Genomic DNA, 22,778 nt, shown 5'->3' with positions numbered 1-22,778 from the left:
GGGAAATACTCCCAACCAGGCGCGGCGAAGAATAGTTTTTCGATTTACCGCGTGAATGCAGTCAGTATGACAGCACCTGAAGCGCAATTTAAACGCTTATAACGTTTTAAAGCAAGGAGGGATCTAAAAACCAGAGGTATATAGCGATAAGAAATCACCAACCAGTATAAAACACTATTTCCGTGAAAAAGATATGGCTTATCATGCGAACAAAAAATCACCAGACATTGTAAAATTCAGCGCCCGTTTTTTGACTGCAAAGAAAAAAAGCCAGCATCGGCTGGCTTATGGCAACAAAAAATGACAAAGGCGGGTTAATCGCTATTTTTGGCAATTAAACGTTCCGGCAGAACAAAACTGAAACGCGTACCTTTGCCCACCGTACTTTCAATATTGAGCCGGCTTTCATGATGATTTACCGCATGCTTCACGATCGCTAACCCCAACCCGCTACCGCCTGTTTGTCGGGAACGCGCTTTATCAACGCGATAAAAACGCTCGGTCAGGCGCGGAATATGCTCCGGTGCGATGCCCGGTCCATTATCTTCAACACTAAATTCGGCACCGTGCGGCACTCGCTGCCAGCGTACGGTGATATGCGTACCTTCCGGCGTATGATTCACGGCGTTATAGACCAGATTCGAAATCGCACTGCGTAACTGGTCTTCGCTGCCAGACACTTTGAGGTCGTTATCAATCTCAAAGGTAAATGTCTGTTTTTGCTGGCTCAGCGTCTGAGCTTCACGCTCAACGACGCGCAGCATCATCGGCACATCAACCTTCTCATTCAGCAACTGAGTCGGCGCGGCTTCAATTTTCGACAAGGTCAGCAACTGCTTCACCAGCCCTTCCATCCGCTGAGTCTGCTCACGCATGGTGTGCAACGCTTTTTCGCGTACCGCGCCTTCCAGCGGCTGCTCATCCATCATCTCCAGGTAACCCTGTAACACGGTCAATGGCGTGCGTAACTCATGGCTTACGTTGGCGAAAAAGTTGCGCCGCGCCCCTTCCAGTTGATGCATTTGCGTGACATCTCGCGCCACCATCAGCAGCTGTTTATGGGTATAAGGCATGACGCGAATTTCCAGATGCCGCCCGGTGTTGAGCACCAGATTGAGCGGGCGAGAAAAATCACGCGTTTTCAGATATTGCGTAAACTCCGGATAACGCAGCAGGTTAAGGATGTTCTGCCCGTTATCTTCCGGCCAGCGCAGACCAAGAATTTGTTGCGCCAGACCGTTACACCAGAAAATACCGCCCTCTTCCGTGGTCAGCACCACCGCATCGGGTAGCGACTCCGCGCCGCTACGAAAGCGTTTGATAAGATTACCCAGCTCGCGGCGGCGTTTTTTATTACGCAGTTGCATCTGGTGTAAACCGTACAGCAGCGGTTCCCAGCTACCACGCCCCGGTGGCGGGGTCATACTGCGATCCACCCACAGCCACCATGAAAGGCGCAATAAATTCCAGAAATGCCAGATAAGCAGTCCTGTTACCGATGCCAGCAAAAACCAGGGCAGGTAACCAAAAAATGCACCCAGGATGAAAGCCGGGAGGCAGCAAAGTAGCAGCTCCAGCACCAGCCTTTTCCACGACAGCCGTTCCAGCACGTAAGATACTCCAGTTAAGAAATCATAAGCCCTGCTCTGCGTCCGATGAGCAAGGCGTTAAAAGCGGGTTGAAAAACGATATCCTGTACCGCGCACGGTCTGCACCATGCGGTCATGCCCGCCGGGCTCCAGTGCTTTACGCAGGCGGCGAATGTGGACATCGACCGTGCGGTCTTCCACATATACGTTGGTTCCCCAGACGTGATTCAACAGTTGCTCGCGACTGTACACGCGCTCGGGATGCGTCATAAAAAAGTGCAGCAGTTTAAATTCAGTTGGCCCCATCTCCAGCGGTTCTTCGCCCGCCATCACCCGGTGAGATGTCGGGTCGAGACTTAGCCCCTGCATCTCAATCACCTCTTCCACCGCCATCGGCGATATACGGCGCATTACCGCTTTGATTCGCGCCACCAGCTCCTTCGGCGAAAACGGCTTGGTGATATAGTCATCCGCACCGGTTTCAAGGCCGCGCACGCGATCTTCTTCTTCCCCTCTGGCGGTCAGCATCACAACCGGAATATCACGGGTCATCGACTCACGCTTGAGATGTTTGATGAACTGGATACCGGAGCCGCCGGGTAACATCCAGTCGAGGAGAATTAAATCCGGCCAGGGTTCATTCAGTTGGTTCACAGCACTGTCATAATCTTCCGCTTCGACCGGCTGGAAGCCATTTTGCTCGAGCACGAAGCAGACCATTTCGCGAATTGGAGCTTCATCTTCTACGACCAGAATACGTCTCGCCATGATTTGCCCTGTTGTAATAAATAGATTGCGATCATTAATGCGACGTCATTATGCGTCAGATTTATGACAGATTTATGAAAAGCACGCCGCACATCCTTTCAGGTTATTGATTTCTGTGGTGCAGAAAAAAGCAAATAGCGCACCTGTTTGGGTATAATCGCGCCCATGCTTTTTCGCCAGAGAATCGTTATGCGCATCCTTCACACTTCAGACTGGCATCTCGGCCAGAACTTCTACAGTAAAAGCCGCGAAGCTGAGCATCAGGCTTTTCTTGACTGGCTGCTGGAGACAGCACAAACCCATCAGGTGGATGCGATTATTGTTGCCGGTGATGTTTTCGATACCGGTTCGCCGCCCAGTTACGCCCGTACTTTATATAACCGTTTTGTTGTCAATTTACAGCAAACGGGCTGTCATCTGGTGGTACTGGCGGGAAACCATGATTCGGTCGCCACGCTGAATGAATCGCGCGATATCATGGCGTTCCTTAATACTACCGTGGTCGCCAGCGCCGGACATGCGCCGCAAATATTGCCTCGTCGCGACGGGACGCCAGGCGCAGTGCTGTGCCCCATTCCGTTTTTACGCCCGCGTGACATTATTACCAGCCAGGCGGGGCTTAACGGTATTGAAAAACAGCAGCATTTGCTGGCAGCGATTACTGATTATTATCAACAACACTATGCCGATGCCTGCAAACTGCGCGGCGATCAGCCTCTGCCCATCATCGCCACGGGACATTTAACGACCGTGGGTGCCAGTAAAAGTGACGCCGTGCGTGACATTTATATTGGCACGCTGGACGCGTTTCCGGCACAAAACTTTCCGCCAGCCGACTACATCGCGCTCGGGCATATTCACCGCGCGCAGATCATTGGCGGCATGGAACATGTTCGCTATTGCGGTTCCCCCATTCCACTGAGTTTTGATGAATGCGGTAAGAGTAAATATGTCCATCTGGTGACATTTTCAAACGGCAAATTAGAGAGCGTGGAAAACCTGAACGTACCGGTAACGCAACCCATGGCGGTGCTGAAAGGCGATCTGGCGTCGATTACCGAACAGCTGGAACAGTGGCGCGATGTATCACAGGAGCCACCTGTCTGGCTGGATATCGAAATCACTACCGATGAGTATCTGCATGATATTCAGCGCAAAATCCAGGCATTAACCGAATCATTGCCTGTCGAAGTATTGCTGGTGCGCCGGAGTCGTGAACAGCGCGAGCGTGTGTTAGCCAGCCAACAGCGTGAAACCCTCAGCGAACTCAGCGTCGAAGAGGTGTTCAATCGCCGTCTGGCACTGGAAGAACTGGATGAATCGCAGCAGCAACGTCTGCAGCATCTTTTCACCACCACGTTGCATAGCCTCGCCGGAGAACACGAAGCATGAAAATTCTCAGCCTGCGCCTGAAAAACCTGAACTCATTAAAAGGCGAATGGAAGATTGATTTCACCCGCGAGCCGTTCGTCAGCAACGGGCTGTTTGCAATTACCGGCCCAACAGGTGCGGGGAAAACCACCCTGCTGGACGCCATTTGTCTGGCGCTGTATCACGAAACCCCGCGCCTCTCTAACGTTTCGCAATCACAAAATGATCTCATGACCCGCGATACCGCCGAATGTCTGGCGGAAGTGGAATTTGAAGTGAAAGGTGAAGCGTATCGCGCGTTCTGGAGCCAGAATCGGGCGCGTAACCAGCCGGACGGTAATTTGCAAGTGCCACGCGTAGAGCTGGCGCGCTGCGCAGACGGCAAAATTCTCGCCGACAAAGTGAAAGATAAGCTGGAACTGACGGCGACGTTAACCGGACTGGATTACGGGCGCTTCACCCGTTCGATGCTGCTTTCGCAGGGGCAATTTGCTGCCTTCCTGAATGCCAAACCGAAAGAACGCGCGGAATTGCTCGAGGAGTTAACCGGCACCGAAATCTACGGGCAAATCTCTGCGATGGTTTTTGAACAGCATAAATCGGCCCGCACAGAGCTGGAGAAGCTGCAAGCGCAGGCCAGCGGCGTTGCGTTATTAGCGCCAGAACAGCTGCAATCGCTGACAGAAAGTTTGCAGGTACTCACTGACGAAGAGAAACGGTTACTCACTGCGCAGCAGCAAGAACAACAATCGCTAAACTGGTTAACGCGTCTGGACGAATTGCAGCAAGAAGCCAGCCGCCGTCAGCAGGCACTGCAACAAGTGTTAGCCGAAGAAGAAAAAGCGCAACCGCAACTGGCGGCGCTCAGCCTGGCGCAACCGGCACGAAATCTTCGTCCGCACTGGGAACGCATCGCAGAACACAGCGCGGCGCTAACGCATACTCGTCAGCAGATTGAAGAAGTAAATACTCGCTTACAGAGCACAATGGCGCTTCGCGCGAGCATTCGCCACCACGCGGCGAAGCAGTCAGCAGAATTACAGCAGCAGCAACAAAGCCTGAATGCCTGGTTACAGGAACACGACCGCTTCCGTCAGTGGAACAACGAACTGGCGGGTTGGCGTGCGCAGTTCTCCCAGCAGACCAGCGATCGTGGGCATCTGCGGCAATGGCAGCAACAGTTAACCCATGCTGAGCAAAAACTTAATGCGCTTGCGGCGATCACGTTGACGTTAACCGCCGATGAAGTTGCTACCGCCCAGGCGCAACATGCTGAGCAACGCCCACTGCGTCAACGCCTGGTTGCGCTGCATGGGCAGATTGTTCCCCAACAAAAACGTCTGGCGCAATTACAGGTCGCTATCCAGAATGTCACGCAAGAACAGACGCAACGTAACGCCGCACTTAACGAAATGCGCCAGCGTTATAAAGAAAAAACGCAACAACTTGCCGATGTGAAAACCATTTGCGAGCAGGAAGCGCGCATCAAAACGCTGGAAGCTCAACGTGCACAGTTACAGGCGGGTCAGCCCTGCCCACTTTGTGGTTCCACCAGCCACCCGGCGGTCGAGGCGTATCAGGCGCTGGAGCCTGGCGTTAATCAGTCTCGATTACTGGCGCTGGAAAACGAAGTTAAAAAGCTCGGTGAAGAAGGTGCGGCGCTACGTGGGCAACTGGATGCATTAACGAAGCAGCTTCAGCGCGATGAAAACGAAGCGCAAAGCCTCCGACAAGATGAGCAAGCACTTACTCAACAATGGCAAGCCGTCACGGCCAGCCTCAATATCACCTTGCAGCCGCAGGACGATATTCAACCGTGGCTGGATGCACAAGATGAGCACGAACGCCAGCTGCGGTTACTCAGCCAACGGCATGAATTACAAGGGCAGATTGCCGCGCATAATCAGCAAATTATCCAGTATCAACAGCAAATTGAACAACGCCAGCAACTACTTTTAACGACATTGACGGGTTATGCACTGACATTGCCACAGGAAGATGAAGAAGAGAGCTGGTTGGCGACACGTCAGCAAGAAGCGCAGAGCTGGCAGCAACGCCAGAACGAATTAACCGCGCTGCAAAACCGTATTCAGCAGCTGACGCCGATTCTGGAAACGTTGCCGCAAAGTGATGAACTCCCGCACTGCGAAGAAACTGTGGTACTGGAAAACTGGCGGCAGGTACATGAACAATGTCTCGCATTACACAGCCAGCAGCAGACGTTACAGCAACAGGACGTTCTGGCGGCGCAAAGTCTGCACAAAGCCCAGGCGCAGTTTGACACCGCGCTACAGGCCAGCGTCTTTGACAATCAGCAGGCGTTCCTTGCGGCGCTAATGGATGAACAAACACTAACGCAACTGGAACAGCTCAAGCAGAATCTGGAAAACCAGCGCCGTCAGGCGCAAACGCTGGTCACTCAGACAGCAGAAACGCTGGCACAGCATCAGCAACACCGACCTGACGGGTTGGCTCTCACTGTGACGGTGGAGCAGATTCAGCAAGAGTTAGCGCAAACTCACCAAAAGTTGCGTGAAAACACCACGAGTCAAGGTGAGATTCGCCAGCAGCTGAAGCAGGATGCAGATAACCGTCAGCAACAACAAACCTTGCTGCAGCAAATTGCTCAAATGACGCAGCAGGTTGAGGACTGGGGATATCTGAATTCGCTAATAGGTTCCAAAGAGGGCGATAAATTCCGCAAGTTTGCCCAGGGGCTGACGCTGGATAATTTAGTCCATCTCGCTAATCAGCAACTTACCCGGTTGCACGGGCGCTATCTGTTACAGCGCAAAGCCAGCGAGGCGCTGGAAGTCGAGGTTGTTGATACCTGGCAGGCAGATGCGGTACGCGACACCCGTACCCTTTCCGGCGGCGAAAGTTTCCTCGTCAGTCTGGCGCTGGCACTGGCGCTTTCAGATCTGGTCAGCCATAAAACGCGTATTGACTCGCTGTTCCTCGATGAAGGTTTTGGCACGCTGGATAGCGAAACGCTGGATACCGCCCTTGATGCGCTGGATGCCCTGAACGCCAGTGGCAAAACCATCGGTGTGATTAGCCACGTAGAAGCGATGAAAGAGCGTATTCCGGTGCAGATCAAAGTGAAAAAGATCAACGGCCTGGGCTACAGCAAACTGGAAAGTACGTTTGCAGTGAAATAACTATTCAGCAGGATAATGAATACAGAGGGGCGAATTATCTCTTGGCCCGACTGGTCGTTATCCTGCAAGCTATCACTTTATTGGCTACGGTGATTCGTAGCTGCTCTATTGGTTGTGATGGTGGTATGAAAAAAGTTATTTTATCTTTGGCACTCGGCACATTTGGCCTGGGGATGGCTGAATTTGGCATTATGGGGGTGCTCACGGAGCTGGCGCATAATGTGGGGATTTCGATTCCTGCCGCCGGGCATATGATCTCGTATTATGCACTGGGGGTGGTGGTCGGTGCGCCAATCATCGCACTCTTTTCCAGCCGCTACTCACTCAAACATATCTTGTTGTTTCTGGTGACGTTGTGCGTCATTGGCAACGCCATGTTCACGCTCTCTTCGTCTTACCTGATGCTCGCCATTGGTCGCCTGGTATCCGGCTTTCCGCATGGCGCATTTTTTGGCGTCGGAGCGATCGTGTTATCGAAAATTATCCAACCCGGCAAAGTGACCGCCGCCGTGGCGGGGATGGTTTCCGGGATGACAGTCGCCAATTTGCTGGGCATTCCGCTGGGGACGTATTTAAGTCAGGAATTTAGCTGGCGCTACACCTTTTTGTTGATCGCTGTTTTTAATATTGCGGTGATGGCATCGGTCTATTTTTGGGTGCCGGATATTCGCGACGAGGCGAAAGGAAAGCTGCGCGAACAATTTCACTTTTTGCGCAGCCCGGCCCCGTGGTTAATTTTCGCCGCCACGATGTTTGGCAACGCAGGTGTGTTTGCCTGGTTTAGTTACGTTAAACCTTACATGATGTTTATTTCCGGTTTTTCGGAAACGGCGATGACCTTCATTATGATGCTGGTCGGACTGGGGATGGTGCTGGGGAATATGCTAAGTGGCCGGATTTCCGGACGTTACTCGCCGCTACGCATTGCGGCAGTGACTGACTTTATTATTGTGCTGGCACTGTTGATGCTCTTTTTCTTCGGCGGCATGAAAACAACGTCGCTTATTTTTGCTTTTATTTGTTGCGCGGGATTATTTGCTCTTTCAGCACCGCTGCAAATATTGTTACTGCAAAATGCCAAAGGTGGGGAGTTATTAGGTGCCGCGGGTGGGCAAATAGCGTTTAACCTCGGTAGCGCCGTGGGTGCTTATTGCGGCGGGATGATGCTGACGCTGGAGCTGGCATATAATTACGTGGCGTTGCCTGCTGCCCTGCTCTCGTTTGCTGCGATGTCCTCATTGCTGCTGTATGGTCGCTATAAGCGCCAGCAAGTAGCGGAGAGTCCGGTGCTGGCGAAACCACTGGGATAGGTTGCAGTCACGGTGCACATTACTTGTTGCCGGATGCGGCGTGAACGCCTTATCCGGCCTACGGGCTGCTCATTTTGTAGGCCTGATAAGACGCGACAAGCGTCGCATCAGGCATCTGAGCACGGTGCCGGATGCGGCGCGAGCGCCTTATCTGGCTTACGAGATGCTTATTTTGTAGGCCTGATAAGACGCGGCAAGCGTCGCATCAGGCATCTGAGCACGGTGCCGGATGCGGCGTGAACGCCTTATCCGGCCTACGGACTGCTCATTTTGTAGGCCTGATAAGACGCGACAAGCGTCGCATCAGGCATCTGAGCACGGTGCCGGATGCGGCGTGAACGCCTTATCCGGCCTACGGGCTGCTCATTTTGTAGGCCTGATAAGACGCGGCAAGCGTCGCATCAGGCATGATGCACCAATTGCCTGGGTTTTTTACTCTTGTGGCCATAACCACGCAGCGCCGCGTACGCCGCTGGAATCACCGTGCTTCGCCTTACGCACCGGCGTTTCACATTCGCCACCGAAGACAAATTGTTTAATCAGCGGTGGAACTGTTTGATATAAACGGTCAACATTGCTCATCCCTCCGCCCAGGACAATCACATCCGGGTCGAGAATATTCACGACATGTGCCAGCGATTTTGCCAGCCGCAGCTCGTAGCGACGCAATGCCAGTTCCGCTACCGGATCGCTTTCTTCAACCAGGCTGATAATTTCACTGCCTTTCAGCGTATGTCCGCTCAAACGACGATAATCCGTCGCGAATCCCGTGCCCGAAATAAAGGTTTCAATACAACCTTGTTTACCGCAATAACAAGGGACTTCCTCGCGATAACGCAGTTCGTCTTCGTCCATCCACGGTAGCGGATTGTGTCCCCACTCGCCTGCCGTGCCATTGCCGCCGATATGCGCCCGACCATTGAACGCCACGCCCGCGCCGCATCCCGTGCCGATAATCACAGCAAATACCGTCTGCGCTCCCGCTGCTGCGCCATCTACCGCTTCCGAAACCGCCAGACAGTTGGCGTCATTTGCCAGCCGCACTTCCCGCTGCAACCGCGCGCTTAAGTCTTTATCGAATGGCTGACCGTTAAGCCAGGTTGAATTGGCATTTTTCACCACTCCGGTATAGGGTGAAATCGAGCCTGGGATCCCCATCCCTACTGTTCCACGCTGTCCTGTCGCCTGCTCCGCCATCTCTACCAACGTGGCGATCGTTTCTATGGTCTGCCGGTAATCATCACGCGGCGTGGGCAGACGATGACGGTACAACTGCTCCCCTGCATCGCCCAGTGCAATCACTTCAGTTTTGGTGCCGCCTAAATCGATACCTATACGCACGGTACTCTCCTTATTTTTTTCAATATCAATAGCGTAGAGACGGACAACCGGATTGGCAATGCAAGGCCGCCGACAATTCGTTATCATGCCCGCTAAATTTAACGACAAGGCCGTGGAAATTATCATGCTGTGGTTCAAAAATTTAATGGTTTACCGTCTTAGCCGCGAGATTTCGCTGCGTGCAGAAGAGATGGAAAAACAGCTAGCCTCGATGGCATTTACCCCATGCGGCAGCCAGGATATGGCGAAGATGGGCTGGGTTCCTCCGATGGGATCGCACAGCGATGCGTTAACGCACGTTGCCAATGGTCAAATTGTTATCTGCGCGCGCAAAGAAGAAAAAATTCTCCCGTCTCCGGTCATTAAACAGGCGCTGGAAGCGAAAATCGCCAAACTGGAAGCTGAGCAAGCACGTAAACTGAAGAAAACCGAAAAAGATTCGCTGAAAGATGAAGTGTTGCACTCTCTGCTGCCTCGCGCCTTCAGCCGTTTCAGCCAGACCATGATGTGGATCGACACGGTGAACGGTTTGATTATGGTGGACTGCGCCAGTGCCAAAAAAGCGGAAGATACGCTGGCACTGCTGCGTAAAAGCCTGGGGTCGTTGCCGGTTGTGCCATTGAGCATGGAAAACCCGATTGAACTGACGCTGACCGAATGGGTACGCTCCGGTAGCGCGGCACAGGGCTTCCAGCTGCTTGATGAAGCCGAGCTGAAATCGCTGCTGGAAGATGGCGGCGTGATCCGCGCGAAGAAACAGGATCTGACCAGCGAAGAGATCACCAATCACATTGAAGCCGGAAAAGTGGTGACTAAACTGGCGCTCGACTGGCAGCAGCGCGTTCAGTTTGTGATGTGCGACGATGGTTCGCTCAAGCGCCTGAAGTTCTGCGACGAACTGCGCGATCAAAACGAAGACATCGACCGCGAAGATTTTGCCCAGCGCTTTGACGCCGATTTCATCCTGATGACCGGCGAACTGGCAGCGTTAATTCAAAACCTGATCGAAGGATTGGGTGGCGAAGCGCAACGTTAATAGCTGGTTTGCCTTCAATGCCGGATGCGACGCCTCGGTGCGTCTTATCCGGCGTACGAAGCCATGCCAGGCATTAATCTAATCATTCGCTACGTCGGGTAATGATTTTTAACGCTGCAATATTGTGTGTTTTACGCCGTGACCTCATTTTAATTCCTCAAGCTTATTGCGCGCTTCACTGCGAATTTGCCGTGTCGATCCGGTTTTAACTAATTCACGTAATTGTTGTGGATCCGGATGATCGGCAAATAACAGTAATGACGGATCCTCTTTTAACCACGCCGTTTTCACCTCAGCAGGCAGTTGCGGATTGGCAATCGCTCCCTGACGATCCTGCGGTGTAACCAATGCTGTGAATGCGGAAGCCGGCGTATGCGCATTAATCAACGCCGTTTTACGTAATTGTTCATGTCGACTTTGCAGTAATGCCAGCCAAAACTCGTCATCAGGCTTATCTGTCAGCTTATCCAGCTCGACTAAAATAACGCTATCATCATCATTCCAGCGACGTAATCCTCTATCACACTGCCTACGATTACTATTTGTCATGTCTGTAACAGACAGCGCCCAGTCAGAATTAAAGCGATATTGCTTATCAAGACGGGTAATAATCTCTGATGGTAAATCATTTTTATCAAATAACTGATTGCGCATCCGGTAACGATATTCAGCCGGTAAATCAGGCAGCAAATCGATGGCGTCATTGAGCATTGCTTCATCTACCATGCCATTATCAATCAGTTCCAGTTGTATATCATACGCCTGCTCCTGATCTTCTTGTCGTTTGCTCATCATTAATTGCAATGTGCGCTGCCACAATTTTTTCTTGTATTCCAACGGCAGCAGTTTATCGTGTGCTAATTCATTCCAGACAGCGGGGTTATCATGATGTGTCAGGAGATAGTTAATCACTTCAGTTGACGTCAGATAACGCGCACCTTCACGTAAATATTGTATATCTTCTTTTGCCAGCGACAGTTGGCGCGCTTCAGGTAAAGCAATAAATAATGCCATAACGATATTTTTATGGTCTTTATTATCGAGATACATTTGATCTGCAATACGTTCAATATCGGGAATACTCATGTTTGCAGAAAGCCGCGTAACTTTGAGTTCCGCAAGGGCATGAGCTACGGCTTCACGGACCTTAAGTGATTGATCGTTACTCAGCGCCACAGCTTGTCGTGTAGTCAAATCGGCACCAGCAATTCGTTCGCGTAGTTCATCATCATCGCTATTTATCAGTTCATCCACCACGGATGCAGGCGCCAGCCATGCGTAATCGTACTGGCTGACTAACGTCTTACGCACAATCGGAAACGGACTCTGACTTAATAGGGCAATGATTTCCGGAGAAAGATTATCCTGTCTGGCCTGCTCAAGTTGGACGCTCTCGACAGGAGTCGACATTAATTTTTCATTCACTTCTGGTGAAATATCGCTGTTTTTAATCAGTCCTTTCGCCACTGCCTGGTCTTTAATAAAAGGCGCGGTGAGTAAATGCATTTGCCTGGCGGGCCAACGCTGCGCCATATATTCTCGTGTCTGGTCATCAGGATGCTGTAGCAATTGCAGCATAACATCGGTTGGTAAACTCTCCATGCGAGTCAGAAAACGCGCCACCAGCGGATCTTCATGCTTAACGTTGCCAGCCGCAAATTTTTCGACCTTGCCCTGTTCAATCCACTGCAATTTTTCACTTAACCCCGATACAGGTTTATCGCGAAACAACGGCAATCCCTGGACAATACTGGCCGCTACACTGTCATAATCAGGATAGGCATTTAAAACATTGTCGGTTTCAATCTCAGTAATCTCATAGAGATCGGGCTCAAACAGCGAATACGCTTTTCGAATATTAGCATCCCAGTCATAATTTTCATTGCTGGTATCTTCGTTGATATAAAACTCAGCGTTATTAACCTCAAATTGCGTCGCCTTGTCTGAAACAATAATTCCGCGAGCCGTAATACCTTTCATTACTTCAAAGTTATGATCATTATAATCAGCATAGACTAAACCTTTCGCTTGCATCTCACCTTTGACGTATGCGAAATCATGATTAATAAAGTTGTCGACAATTACATTGCCTAACACAATGAGTTGACCATCACCTGCCGAATAATCATCATAATCACCATTAATGGTTAAATTCCCCTTGACCACCAGGGTATGCTTATTACTAAAATTGCTGGGTATTGATAAATCTCCATTATGGTAATACCAACGAATGTTATTTTTAAGCATATAAGAGGCTTCCATACTATCATCGGTTTCCTCTTTCACTCCATTACGTTCTTCTGCGGTCATGATATGGAAATCTGACTTAATAAGATCATCGCTAGTGATCCACTCAGCAGCGTAAACATTTTCGGTGGCAATAAATACAACCATACAGATGATCAATATTTTTATTTTATTCATAATCTTCACTGATATTAATATCAACCTTGATAGATTATGAATATATCGAAAATAGAAAAATTAGCAGCAACGGAGATTTTATTATTCGTGAAATAAGGAATATTTCAGAAAAATGCCCTCCCATTCAGACGGGAAGGCGCGATATTACAGATAGCGGCACAGATAGGAGGTCGGTTCGGCAACTTGCAGATGGAACTCGCTGTGGCCGGGAACATTAAATACTTCACCAGCTTCATACACGCGCCAGTCGGTAGCGCCAGGCAGCAAAACATTCAGCGCCCCGCTGACCACCGTCATCTCTTCGGGTTCCGCAGTACTGAACGTGTATTCACCTTCAACCATCACACCGACGCTGGCGCGGCCAGTATCGCTGCTGGTAAAGCCGATCGATTTCACTTTTCCGGAAAAGTATTCGTTACTTTGAAGCATAAACTGGCCCTGTCAGGTGGTTTAACATCTTCTTCACTATAGGGGCCAAACGTGCTAACTGTCACGTAAAATTACACCAGCAATTCCGCCGCCAGCCTTGCAATCAATACGTTAGAGAGCAAAACAGGTACATCGAGCTTTTTTTGCAGTAAATCGCGATGACGCTGATTAAATCCTAAACAATCCAGCATGATGACATCCGCCCCATTCGCCAGCAATTCTTTCCCGGCATCAACGATTTTCTGCTCAGAATCGTGAATGGGATTTCCCAGCGAAAATAGTGGTGTTCTCTGCAAAATTTGCCATTTTTGCGCCTGAACGGCCAAAAGCTCTTCTACTGGAACAATAACACCGACCTGGTGACCTTCAACAATGGAGGAAACCAGCGGTGGGAGAATGCGCAAAGGCTCGAGGAAGATCGTATTTCGCGCTGTCATATTGCTAATGTTGGCCGTACTCATTAGCAAAATAACGTCATAATCCTGATTATCGAGTACCTCAATCACGCTTTGTAGATCACGCTCCACTTTACGGCGTGAAACGTGGGCCAGCTGGTTGTCATTTAATAATGTCAGAATAGTTTCTTCGCCTGCTTCTGGCGCATACTCCGCCATCACCTCTTCGCGGCTTAATTTCCCCAGCAGGCTATGATGGGAAATATTGTTTTCGTCAATGTACTCCGTCAGAAGCGGCAAAACTTCATGCATTGGTACAATGCCGATGGTCAGAATCGCCAACGACGCGCTCATTGTCTTCCACCTTTCTTTTTCGTCGTTAATTACCGGGCAAATACTAAGCACCACAGCGGGCGCTTGCCGATGCTACAAATGCAAAAAAGCGTAGCAGCAGACGCGCACGGCATAATGTAAAGATTCCCAATAGTTCCAGTAATGGATTGTTATTGTTTAATATTCTAATTATTTGAAAAACATGAATTGTGAAAAGTGTGATGCAGGTCCGTTGTAATAGCACTCAGAGTCCCTTCCGAGCAGTCTGATGCGGTCACTCTTTATCAGGATCCTCATAGCGTTTTTTAGCATCCATCGCCTCCTGGGCCGTAGGATGTTCGCTGATCAAAGAGTCTGGTTTGGGATGATCAGCTCGCAGCTGATACCAGGTCACAGTCTGTCCTTGCTGGCCTTTTTCTACCGTAACAATTCTGGCTTCTCGGGGATAAGGCGGTTTCGTTGGCATTGTTCTTCCTTATTTCACGGGATGAACATTAAGTATAGGTGCCAGGACAATGACAGTTTGCCGTTTGTGCCAAAGCGGTTCGAATTTCAGAGATCACCTGACTGGGTTCGTTGTTAGCATCGACGATAATATGCGCAACTTCACGATATAATGCATCGCGTTCTTCCAGCACTTCCTGAACTTCTTCACTTAACGGTTTTCCTGTAAGTGTTGGCCGTAAATCCTCTTCTGGCGCTGCTTGCAGACGATTTACCAGCACTGACACCGGTGCGCACAAGTAAACCACAATCCCGTTATTACGCATGTAGTGGCGATTAAATTCCGTCAGAATAATACCGCCGCCCGTCGCGATAACGGTGGATGGTGCAGTAACTGCTTCCAGAGCTGCGCTCTCCCTGGCGCGAAATCCTGCCCACTCTTCCCTTTCGACGATCTCTGCTACCGTCATATTGAGTTGTGATTGCAACCATTGGTCGGTATCAACAAACCGACAGTTGAGCGAATCGGCAAGGGCCATTCCGACCGTTGTTTTACCACAGCCCCGAGGCCCGATCAGAAAAAGAGGTTGTGTCATCGTGGGTTTTCCCCAAAAGGTCGCAATGCGGCGAAAGCCGGTTTCGTAAGAATAACGATCATACCATCAAACTAGTACAATTTCGATTGTAAAGAAATAATTCCACTTAAGGAGTGAGCTTCAATACATTCCTTACTATAACAAGAAATGAGTGATAAAGAAGTGTAAATAATAAATTACATTTACGAACGGTTACGCTGAACTTCCAGCCACCATTTTTCAAGTTCAGCCGCAAATGCCTGGCGGTCACGTTGCGAAAGACTATCTGGCCCTCCGGTCTGGATCCCGCTGGCTCTAAGGGTATCCATAAAATCGCGCATCGTCAGACGTTCACGAATAGTCGCAGGTGTGTACCGTTCGCCACGCGGATTAAGTGCTGCCGCACCTTTCTCGATGGCTTCAGCTGCCAAAGGAATATCTGCGGTTATCACCAAATCGCCCGCCTCACACTGACGTACAATTTCATTATCGGCCACGTCAAAACCTGCCGCGACGCGCAGCGTGCGAATAAACCGCGATGGCGGCACGCGTAAACTCTGATTTGCCACCAACACCAGCGGCATCTGCATACGTTCTGCCGCGCGATACAGAATCTCTTTAATTACATTGGGACACGCATCGGCGTCCACCCATATTGTCATAAGGCTATCCTCTGTTGGGTAATCTTCTATTGTGTCGCGCTTTTGCCTTCCGGCATAGTTCTGTTTATGCTTCTGACCAGGCGCTTTTCAAAATAATGAATTCACGGCAGGAGTGTGCAATGGAAAAGAAAATCGGTTTTATTGGCTGCGGCAATATGGGAAAAGCCATTCTCGGCGGTCTGATTGCCAGCGGTCAGGTCCTTCCAGGGCAAATCTGGGTGTATACCCCCTCCCCGGATAAAGTTGCCGCCTTACATGAACAGTTTGGTATCAACGCCGCAGAATCGGCACAGGAAGTGGCGCAAATCACCGATATCGTCTTTGCTGCTGTCAAACCGGGCATCATGATTAAAGTCCTTAGCGAAATCACTTCCAGCCTGAATAAAGACTCTCTGGTGGTTTCTATCGCCGCAGGCGTTACGCTCGACCAACTTGCCCGGGCGCTGGGTCACGACCGGAAAATTATCCGCGCCATGCCGAATACCCCCGCGTTGGTCAACGCCGGGATGACATCCGTAACGCCAAACGCGTTGGTCACTCCTGAAGATACTGCCGATGTGCTGAATATTTTCCGCTGCTTTGGCGAGGCGGAAGTCATTGCTGAGCCGATGATCCACCCAGTGGTTGGCGTGAGCGGTTCTTCGCCAGCCTATGTCTTTATGTTTATCGAAGCGATGGCCGACGCCGCCGTGCTGGGCGGGATGCCACGCGCGCAAGCCTACAAGTTTGCCGCCCAGGCGGTAATGGGTTCCGCGAAAATGGTGCTGGAAACCGGCGAACATCCGGGCGCCTTGAAAGATATGGTCTGCTCACCAGGAGGCACAACCATTGAAGCGGTACGCGTTCTGGAAGAGAAAGGATTCCGTGCCGCGGTGATCGAAGCGATGACGAAGTGTATGGAAAAATCAGAAAAACTCAGCAAGTCCTGATGACTCTCACCGGACGTCAGGCCGCCACTTCGGTGCGGTTACGTCCGGCTTTCTTTGCTTTATAGAGCGCCATATCAGCCGATTTCAGCCACTCACGGTAGTGACTCATTTGCGGATTCAGCGGCGCGATACCGACGCTTATCCGTAATATCACCTGCGGCGTATTTGGCAGGCGTAATGCATTTAATCCTTCATGCACACGTAACATGGCGGTAATGGCGTTTTCGGCTGGCGTACCTGACATAATTACCGCAAATTCATCACCACCAAAACGACCAATCACATCGCTGCCACGCAGGGTAATTTGTAACTGTCGGGTAAGGGCAACGATGGCTTCATCACCCACATCGTGACCCCATGTATCGTTGATACTCTTAAAATGGTCGATATCAATAATCAATAGCGTCGCATCGCGATTGTGTCGGCGACAGTTATCAAACTCATTACGTAGCATGATTTCCCAGTGACGCCGGTTGTAAACGCCCGTCATGCCGTCGCGGGTACTCATGACCTGCAATCGTCGTTTATGTTCAGCCAGTTTGGTCGCTGTCTGGTAGCTGACCCAGCCAAACAGCAGAGGATAAATGACGATAATGGGAAGGGAGAGCCACCATTCCAGCGGCGCACTCTTGAGCGACACCGTGATCCCCGTGAGTTCGAGTGTGACAAGGCAGGAAACGACCATCAACACCAAACCGGCGACAAACAGACGGGGGCCGCCTGCCCCCATCAAATTCAGGCACATAATCATCAGCATTGCGATCGAAGGCAGCACGTTTACGCCCATCACGCCAACCCACATACCGGCTAACACTGCATCAGTTTTTAAGTTGTATATTTCCCGGCCAAGCGGATCAACGGCCCTGCTCGCCAACTGCCAGGCTAAATGCGGCCAGACAAACGCCCAGCCAACCAACACCAGCCACCACCAGCCTGACAGCGGGTGCGAAACCAACGTCGAGGCGATTGGTAAGAACATCCCAGCCAGTCCTACCGCCCGCGGTAGTCTGACGCGACGGGCGAAGCGCAGCCCGGATCGCTGATGTTCGTTTTGAGGAGCTAATGGTGGTATCTCCCCGTGTGCCGCCGCTTTTTTGAAAAAATTTTCATCATTCATTATTTTTGGGAACATTCAGAAACAATTTTCCCAAATTATAGAGATGGGGCGAAAGGCGGGAGTATGATATTTCGGGTGAGCCATTTTCTTAACTCACCCGTTAGCACTATAGGTATTACGCGGCTTTCTTGAGGCAGGTACTCATAAACTTATTACGATCATCACCTTTCAGAGATTGCTGCGTCGCCTGACTATTACATTCGCGCATCTTCTGCTGCTGCGGTGTCAAACTCTTTTCACCGGGCGCAGATTTGCTGTTCTTCAGGCAATCACTCATGTATGTCTTACGGGCATCCCCTTTCAACGCCTGCGCTGTCGCCTGTTGATTACAGGAGGTCATACGCTGTTGTTGTGGGGTTAACGTTCTCTCGGCAGCGCCGACAGTGGTTAAAAAAACCAGGCCGAATAGCAGGGTAACCAGTAATGTTATTTTCATAGCACCATCCCTCTTCACATTTTAACCAGGAGCGTTTGCGCCCTTGATCTGCTTTTAAGTCTGGTTGCTAACAGCAAAAAAACCACCCGACAGCCAAAATTAGCCGCCGGGTTCGGTGTTATTTCAGCCCCAGTGCAGCTTTCATGGTGTAGAAGAGATCGGTCTGATCGGTCAAACCAACCACATTCGCAGCCTGCGGACCATATGCAGCAATACGCAACTGGCTACCGGTATGCTCTTGTGAATCCTCTTCGGAATTCCCGTAACTCATCACCATCACTGCGCCATCTTTGGTGTTTAACGCCTGAGTCAGACCCGGTGCTTTGGTATCTGGCGCGACAATCTGGCTGGCGTGGGCGTGGTCAGCGGTGACCACCACCAGTGTGTTGCCATCCTTTTTAGCAAATTCCAGCGCCCGCTGTACGGCTTCATCGAGATCGACCGTCTCGCCAATTTGGCCACAAGGATTCGCGGCGTGATCCTGTTTATCGATCGACGCGCCTTCAACTTGCAGGAAGAATCCTTTCTCATTTTTGCTCAGTAGTTCAATGGCTTTATCGGTCATCTGCGCCAGCGTAGGCACACTGTCATTGCGTTGCGGATTCGGGGTACAGGTGACTGCGGGCTTATCGATATTACCGTGGTACGTTGCTTTCGGTCCTTGCCAGCGCACTGGCATATTGCCGTCAGCAAACAGTCCAAGCAGGGGTTTTTGCTGGTTCGCTTCCGTCACCGCATTCAGCGATGCGGTATCGCTGACTAACTGATAACCACGCGCCTGTGCCTGTTCACGCAGCGTTTTTCCCTGCCATTCACCGGCGGTTGCCGTTTCAGCAAAGGTTTTTGCGCCGCCGCCAAGCGTAACATCGGCACGGGCGTTAAGCAGTTGTTCAGTAATCGATCCTTTTCCACCTTTTTCCAGCGCGTTACTCGGGCATTTTTCGCTGGTAACGCTCGGACCATAGCATTTGCGCGAGGTCACATGTGCCACTAGCGCAGCGGGAGTGGCATCCTGTATTTCAGCCGTTGAAACGTTGCCGGTCGCCAGCCCTGCGGCTTTTGCCAATTCCAGAATCGTTGGATGATCTTTTTCATGAATATCGACACCCAGCGCGCCGTTATACGTTTTGACGCCAGTTGACCAGGCCGTTGCTGACGCTGCGGAGTCGGTCACGTAGTCTGGTTTTCCGGTTTTTTTATCCAGCGCATAATGGGTGTATTGTCCGGTAAGCGGCAAGGCATCGATCCCTTTAAAAAAACCGCCCGCGCCTTCAGCATAATTGCGTGCGGCAGTGATTTCCGAATCCCCCATCCCATCACCAATCAATAAAATAATATTTTTCGCGGGTTTATCGCTAAGAGAATCGCGTAAGGCAGCTGTCTGATCGCTCGTTAATCGGCGAGCGCCGCCAGGCGCGGTAATATCCCCCTGTGCCGCCCGGTTTTCCAGAATTGGCATCTCTGGGGTCCGGGCTTTAGTAACAGGGGTAAACAGTAACGGCAAGAGAGCCAGTGCAATAGTGCTTTGTTTCACTTTATTTTCTCCATGTACAAATACATTAAAAAATAAAAACAAAGCGACTATAAGTCTCTGGCATGACAGCATTATGACAACAGTTGGAGGGCTTAACTTTTTACTGACGAGGATGCCTCAATAACTTCTTTACGTAATCGCGCAGCAGCTCCGTATCGTCATCAGGAATGCTGGCATCGGGCTTTACCGAGTATAGCGCCCCTTCAACCTGATCAATCAACCGCTGTTGGTCATTTTGCGCCATATTGCGAAGCATCGCAGTAACGATAATCTCTAGTGCTTCGACCTGCGCGCACAATTCTTTCGATTCCTCTTCCTTTTGGGCAAGCTTAAATAACAACTCAGCAATGAGATTTTTCATATCTGTATTTCCTTATCCAAAGTATGGAGAAGTTAACATTATGTTTCACAACTGCATAGAGTCTTGATGTAGTATTTTTATGACAGAGGAAATAGTTTTAGCAAATATTTTTTTCACATTTATCAGCGAAACGTTTCTCTATTTTTAAATAATTCCACACATAAAATATAGGTATTTAATTATTAATGTTTTTTATAATAAAAAGTTATAGAATATATCCTCTTGGTTAACTTATTATTAAGTATAATAACCATCCGGCCAGCAATTCACACCAGGAATAAATTAGTTTCCCGTTCATCATTTTTGTGATTTTGCGCACATAATTTAGTCAGCGATGAATCTTCCCCCGCAAGCTGCACGGTTTATCAGCAGAAGATTGCAACAAACTGTCAGAAGGCCGCGAATCCCCCGTTTTGTCGTGGTAATGTATGCTCTTTGTGTTCTACGGGATAGGTTTTTAAGATGGAAAAACTGCGGGTAGGAATCGTTTTTGGTGGAAAGTCAGCAGAACATGAAGTGTCTCTGCAATCGGCAAAAAACATTGTCGATGCCATTGATAAAAGTCGCTTTGACGTTGTGCTGCTGGGCATTGATAAACAAGGGCAATGGCACGTCAGCGATGCCAGCAATTATTTGCTGAACGCAGACGATCCTGCCCATATTGCGTTGCGCCCTTCGGCCACCAGTCTCGCGCAGGTGCCGGGTAAACATGAACAGCAACTTATTGATGCGCAGAACGGCCAGCCGTTGCCGACGGTGGATGTCATTTTCCCAATTGTCCACGGTACGTTGGGTGAAGATGGTTCCTTGCAGGGAATGCTGCGGGTCGCCAATCTACCGTTTGTCGGTTCGGATGTTCTGGCTTCTGCTGCATGCATGGATAAAGACGTCACCAAACGTCTGCTGCGTGACGCTGGATTGAACATCGCGCCATTTATTACCCTGACGCGCACCAATCGCCACAAAATCAGCTTCGCCGAAGTGAAGTCTAAACTTGGGTTGCCGCTGTTTGTAAAACCAGCTAATCAGGGTTCCTCTGTTGGCGTCAGCAAAGTGACCAGCGAAGAGCAGTATGCCCTTGCTGTCGATCTGGCGTTCGAGTTCGATCACAAAGTGATCGTTGAGCAAGGGATCAAAGGTCGCGAGATCGAATGCGCGGTTTTGGGTAATGACAATCCGCAAGCCAGTACCTGTGGCGAGATCGTACTGACCAGCGATTTCTACGCCTACGACACCAAGTACATTGACGAAGATGGCGCGAAAGTGGTGGTTCCGGCGGACATTGCGCCGGAAATCAACGATAAGATTCGGGCGATTGCCGTTCAGGCTTACCAGGCGTTGGGATGTGCTGGCATGGCGCGTGTAGACGTCTTTTTAACGCCGGAAAACGAAGTGGTGATCAACGAGATCAACACGCTGCCAGGCTTTACCAACATCAGTATGTATCCGAAGCTGTGGCAAGCCAGTGGTCTGGGCTACACCGACCTGATCACGCGTTTGATTGAGCTGGCGCTGGAGCGTCACGCAGCGGATAACGCATTGAAAACCACCATGTAATTTTTGGATGCCCAATAACTTTTTTGTTGGGCATTTCAGGCTGATGGCAAACGTAAGATTGCCTGATGCGCTTCGCTTATCAGGCCTACCAGATAATTGCAATATACTGATTTTGCGTGATTTTGTAGGCAGGATAAGGCTTTCACGCCGCATCCGGCATAAACAACGAGCACTTTGCCAGCACTCCAGAACGCCCAATCTTCTGTTATTGGGCGTTTTCAGTATCGTCATCGCGACGACGAATAATCAGCCCCGCCAGCCAGAAACTCATCACCCACGTCACCAGACCGACGGCATAGGTCTGCCAACCTTTAGCTTCAAACCCCAGCAACCCCACCACGCCATTAAGAATGAATATAAGGCCAATGGCGAACGCATAGTAATGCCAGTCGCGGCGGATTTTTACAGGCAGATTCATGGCAGCTCCGTTAACGAAAAACAACATCCTTGCATATTCTGCAACATCCGTCTGTGGTGTAGACAGCATTTCCAGAACCGTTAAGAAATTTAACTTAAGGTTGCAATTTTGTGACTCATGACGAAGATTCTTGCTTCGGGAATATTCCCAACATCAATTTACCATGATTCTGATATTGACAATCCCAATGACCTGTCAGACTTGCCATAAGCCGCTGGTATCACACCAGAAGAGAAGCAGATGACTTCCGGAGGTTTTTATGGCTGATTTCACCCTGTCAAAATCGCTGTTTAGCGGAAAATATCGCGATGCCTCTTCAACGCCTGGCAACATTGCCTATGCATTGTTTGTGCTGTTTTGCTTTTGGGCTGGAGCGCAATTGCTGAATTTGTTGGTGCATGCGCCAGGTGTCTATGAGCATTTAATGCAGGTCCAGGAGACAGGCCGCCCACGGGTAGAAATTGGTCTGGGAGTCGGCACCATTTTCGGGCTGATCCCGTTTTTGGTTGGCTGCTTCATCTTTGCGGTGGTTGCGGTGTGGCTGCACTGGCGACATCGCCGCCAGTAAGATTTATTTTGCCAGATGCG

General features: G+C 50.3%; 21 protein-coding genes. 7 read left to right on the top strand and 14 right to left on the bottom strand.

What is annotated here, in order from left to right; all coding sequences use genetic code 11:
• Window positions 1-314 precede the first annotated feature (314 nt).
• Window positions 315-1,610: a phosphate regulon sensor histidine kinase PhoR gene (phoR, locus tag FEK47_RS11550; RefSeq protein ID WP_135486593.1), complete on the bottom strand. Its 1,296-nt coding sequence runs from the start codon at window positions 1,608-1,610 to the stop codon at window positions 315-317.
• A gap of 57 nt (window positions 1,611-1,667) precedes the next feature.
• Entirely contained in the window at window positions 1,668-2,357 is a 690-nt protein-coding gene (phoB, locus tag FEK47_RS11545) for a phosphate response regulator transcription factor PhoB (protein ID WP_000113933.1), read from the bottom strand.
• Window positions 2,358-2,546: 189 nt separating this feature from the next.
• Between phoB and sbcD the strand changes: the two genes are divergently transcribed.
• The 3 genes from sbcD (at window position 2,547) to araJ (ending at window position 8,199) form a co-directional block, all read left to right on the top strand.
• The gene (gene sbcD / locus FEK47_RS11540; protein WP_105477770.1) at window positions 2,547-3,749 is read left to right on the top strand and encodes an exonuclease subunit SbcD; all 1,203 of its coding nucleotides are present in this window, start codon (window positions 2,547-2,549) and stop codon (window positions 3,747-3,749) included.
• Entirely contained in the window at window positions 3,746-6,889 is a 3,144-nt protein-coding gene (gene sbcC, locus FEK47_RS11535) for an exonuclease subunit SbcC (protein ID WP_135486594.1), read from the top strand. The genes sbcD and sbcC overlap by 4 nt, the downstream gene beginning before the upstream one ends.
• Before the next feature lie 125 nt (window positions 6,890-7,014).
• Window positions 7,015-8,199: an MFS transporter AraJ gene (gene araJ / locus FEK47_RS11530; protein ID WP_135486617.1), complete on the top strand. Its 1,185-nt coding sequence runs from the start codon at window positions 7,015-7,017 to the stop codon at window positions 8,197-8,199.
• Window positions 8,200-8,631: 432 nt separating this feature from the next.
• Here the strand turns inward: araJ and mak are convergent, their stop codons facing one another.
• Window positions 8,632-9,540: a fructokinase gene (gene mak, locus FEK47_RS11525; RefSeq protein WP_135486595.1), complete on the bottom strand. Its 909-nt coding sequence runs from the start codon at window positions 9,538-9,540 to the stop codon at window positions 8,632-8,634.
• 124 nt (window positions 9,541-9,664) lie between these two features.
• Here mak and rdgC point away from each other — a divergent pair, with 124 nt between their 5' ends.
• Window positions 9,665-10,576 (top strand): recombination-associated protein RdgC, encoded by a 912-nt coding sequence (gene rdgC / locus FEK47_RS11520; protein ID WP_130206205.1) that lies wholly within the window; start codon window positions 9,665-9,667, stop codon window positions 10,574-10,576.
• Window positions 10,577-10,720: 144 nt separating this feature from the next.
• Here the strand turns inward: rdgC and FEK47_RS11515 are convergent, their stop codons facing one another.
• From FEK47_RS11515 to FEK47_RS11490, 6 genes are all read right to left on the bottom strand, one after another.
• On the bottom strand, window positions 10,721-13,000 hold the full coding sequence (locus FEK47_RS11515; RefSeq protein WP_135486596.1) for a DUF2773 domain-containing protein: 2,280 nt from the start codon (window positions 12,998-13,000) through the stop codon (window positions 10,721-10,723).
• Between the two features lie 144 nt (window positions 13,001-13,144).
• Window positions 13,145-13,429 carry a pyrimidine/purine nucleoside phosphorylase gene (gene ppnP / locus FEK47_RS11510; RefSeq protein ID WP_064527100.1) on the bottom strand — a complete coding sequence of 95 codons (285 nt, stop codon included), beginning with the start codon at window positions 13,427-13,429 and terminating at the stop codon, window positions 13,145-13,147.
• A gap of 71 nt (window positions 13,430-13,500) precedes the next feature.
• Window positions 13,501-14,178: an AroM family protein gene (locus FEK47_RS11505; RefSeq protein WP_130206197.1), complete on the bottom strand. Its 678-nt coding sequence runs from the start codon at window positions 14,176-14,178 to the stop codon at window positions 13,501-13,503.
• Window positions 14,179-14,431: 253 nt separating this feature from the next.
• Window positions 14,432-14,623, bottom strand: a complete 192-nt coding sequence (gene yaiA / locus FEK47_RS11500; protein WP_130206195.1) for a protein YaiA — start codon at window positions 14,621-14,623, stop codon at window positions 14,432-14,434.
• Between the two features lie 28 nt (window positions 14,624-14,651).
• Window positions 14,652-15,197: a shikimate kinase AroL gene (gene aroL, locus FEK47_RS11495; protein WP_130223263.1), complete on the bottom strand. Its 546-nt coding sequence runs from the start codon at window positions 15,195-15,197 to the stop codon at window positions 14,652-14,654.
• Window positions 15,198-15,379: 182 nt separating this feature from the next.
• On the bottom strand, window positions 15,380-15,838 hold the full coding sequence (locus tag FEK47_RS11490) for a YaiI/YqxD family protein (RefSeq protein ID WP_130223265.1): 459 nt from the start codon (window positions 15,836-15,838) through the stop codon (window positions 15,380-15,382).
• Window positions 15,839-15,957: 119 nt separating this feature from the next.
• On the opposite strand from FEK47_RS11490, the gene proC reads away from it, so the two are divergent.
• Window positions 15,958-16,767: a pyrroline-5-carboxylate reductase gene (gene proC / locus FEK47_RS11485; protein WP_130215404.1), complete on the top strand. Its 810-nt coding sequence runs from the start codon at window positions 15,958-15,960 to the stop codon at window positions 16,765-16,767.
• A gap of 16 nt (window positions 16,768-16,783) precedes the next feature.
• Here proC and adrA read toward each other — a convergent pair whose 3' ends face one another.
• From adrA to iraP, 4 genes are all read right to left on the bottom strand, one after another.
• Window positions 16,784-17,899: a diguanylate cyclase AdrA gene (adrA, locus tag FEK47_RS11480; RefSeq protein WP_135409582.1), complete on the bottom strand. Its 1,116-nt coding sequence runs from the start codon at window positions 17,897-17,899 to the stop codon at window positions 16,784-16,786.
• Window positions 17,900-17,999: 100 nt separating this feature from the next.
• Window positions 18,000-18,320, bottom strand: coding sequence for a phosphate starvation-inducible protein PsiF (gene psiF, locus FEK47_RS11475; protein WP_130206185.1), 321 nt, complete (start codon window positions 18,318-18,320; stop codon window positions 18,000-18,002).
• Window positions 18,321-18,438: 118 nt separating this feature from the next.
• On the bottom strand, window positions 18,439-19,854 hold the full coding sequence (gene phoA / locus FEK47_RS11470; RefSeq protein WP_130215400.1) for an alkaline phosphatase: 1,416 nt from the start codon (window positions 19,852-19,854) through the stop codon (window positions 18,439-18,441).
• A gap of 100 nt (window positions 19,855-19,954) precedes the next feature.
• A complete protein-coding gene (iraP, locus tag FEK47_RS11465) occupies window positions 19,955-20,215 on the bottom strand; it encodes an anti-adapter protein IraP (RefSeq protein ID WP_064527081.1) in 261 nt (86 codons plus the stop codon).
• A gap of 462 nt (window positions 20,216-20,677) precedes the next feature.
• On the opposite strand from iraP, the gene ddlA reads away from it, so the two are divergent.
• Window positions 20,678-21,772: a D-alanine--D-alanine ligase gene (gene ddlA, locus FEK47_RS11460; protein WP_135486597.1), complete on the top strand. Its 1,095-nt coding sequence runs from the start codon at window positions 20,678-20,680 to the stop codon at window positions 21,770-21,772.
• Between the two features lie 205 nt (window positions 21,773-21,977).
• Here ddlA and FEK47_RS11455 read toward each other — a convergent pair whose 3' ends face one another.
• On the bottom strand, window positions 21,978-22,190 hold the full coding sequence (locus FEK47_RS11455; RefSeq protein WP_130206179.1) for a DUF2754 domain-containing protein: 213 nt from the start codon (window positions 22,188-22,190) through the stop codon (window positions 21,978-21,980).
• Window positions 22,191-22,449: 259 nt separating this feature from the next.
• Between FEK47_RS11455 and FEK47_RS11450 the strand changes: the two genes are divergently transcribed.
• Window positions 22,450-22,758 carry a YaiY family protein gene (locus tag FEK47_RS11450; RefSeq protein ID WP_130215394.1) on the top strand — a complete coding sequence of 103 codons (309 nt, stop codon included), beginning with the start codon at window positions 22,450-22,452 and terminating at the stop codon, window positions 22,756-22,758.
• Window positions 22,759-22,778: the final 20 nt, after the last annotated feature.

Origin of the sequence: Escherichia sp. E3659 (genome assembly GCF_005781135.1) — a bacterium.
Taxonomy (GTDB): Bacteria; Pseudomonadota; Gammaproteobacteria; order Enterobacterales; family Enterobacteriaceae; genus Escherichia.
The sequence above is the reverse complement of the archived record's forward strand: the minus strand, read 5'-3'. Positions and strand labels throughout refer to the sequence as shown.

What these genes read in the sequence shown, in the direction of transcription:
- psiF (WP_130206185.1), bottom strand. Translation starts at nt 18,320, where the DNA reads ATGAAAATAACATTACTGGTTACCCTGCTATTCGGCCTGGTTTTTTTA.
- FEK47_RS11490 (WP_130223265.1), bottom strand. Translation starts at nt 15,838, where the DNA reads ATGACAATATGGGTGGACGCCGATGCGTGTCCCAATGTAATTAAAGAG.
- FEK47_RS11505 (WP_130206197.1), bottom strand. Translation starts at nt 14,178, where the DNA reads ATGAGCGCGTCGTTGGCGATTCTGACCATCGGCATTGTACCAATGCAT.
- iraP (WP_064527081.1), bottom strand. Translation starts at nt 20,215, where the DNA reads ATGAAAAATCTCATTGCTGAGTTGTTATTTAAGCTTGCCCAAAAGGAA.
- ddlA (WP_135486597.1), top strand. Translation starts at nt 20,678, where the DNA reads ATGGAAAAACTGCGGGTAGGAATCGTTTTTGGTGGAAAGTCAGCAGAA.
- yaiA (WP_130206195.1), bottom strand. Translation starts at nt 14,623, where the DNA reads ATGCCAACGAAACCGCCTTATCCCCGAGAAGCCAGAATTGTTACGGTA.
- adrA (WP_135409582.1), bottom strand. Translation starts at nt 17,899, where the DNA reads ATGTTCCCAAAAATAATGAATGATGAAAATTTTTTCAAAAAAGCGGCG.
- FEK47_RS11455 (WP_130206179.1), bottom strand. Translation starts at nt 22,190, where the DNA reads ATGAATCTGCCTGTAAAAATCCGCCGCGACTGGCATTACTATGCGTTC.
- ppnP (WP_064527100.1), bottom strand. Translation starts at nt 13,429, where the DNA reads ATGCTTCAAAGTAACGAATACTTTTCCGGAAAAGTGAAATCGATCGGC.
- FEK47_RS11515 (WP_135486596.1), bottom strand. Translation starts at nt 13,000, where the DNA reads ATGAATAAAATAAAAATATTGATCATCTGTATGGTTGTATTTATTGCC.
- sbcC (WP_135486594.1), top strand. Translation starts at nt 3,746, where the DNA reads ATGAAAATTCTCAGCCTGCGCCTGAAAAACCTGAACTCATTAAAAGGC.
- araJ (WP_135486617.1), top strand. Translation starts at nt 7,015, where the DNA reads ATGAAAAAAGTTATTTTATCTTTGGCACTCGGCACATTTGGCCTGGGG.
- rdgC (WP_130206205.1), top strand. Translation starts at nt 9,665, where the DNA reads ATGCTGTGGTTCAAAAATTTAATGGTTTACCGTCTTAGCCGCGAGATT.
- proC (WP_130215404.1), top strand. Translation starts at nt 15,958, where the DNA reads ATGGAAAAGAAAATCGGTTTTATTGGCTGCGGCAATATGGGAAAAGCC.
- FEK47_RS11450 (WP_130215394.1), top strand. Translation starts at nt 22,450, where the DNA reads ATGGCTGATTTCACCCTGTCAAAATCGCTGTTTAGCGGAAAATATCGC.
- aroL (WP_130223263.1), bottom strand. Translation starts at nt 15,197, where the DNA reads ATGACACAACCTCTTTTTCTGATCGGGCCTCGGGGCTGTGGTAAAACA.
- phoB (WP_000113933.1), bottom strand. Translation starts at nt 2,357, where the DNA reads ATGGCGAGACGTATTCTGGTCGTAGAAGATGAAGCTCCAATTCGCGAA.
- sbcD (WP_105477770.1), top strand. Translation starts at nt 2,547, where the DNA reads ATGCGCATCCTTCACACTTCAGACTGGCATCTCGGCCAGAACTTCTAC.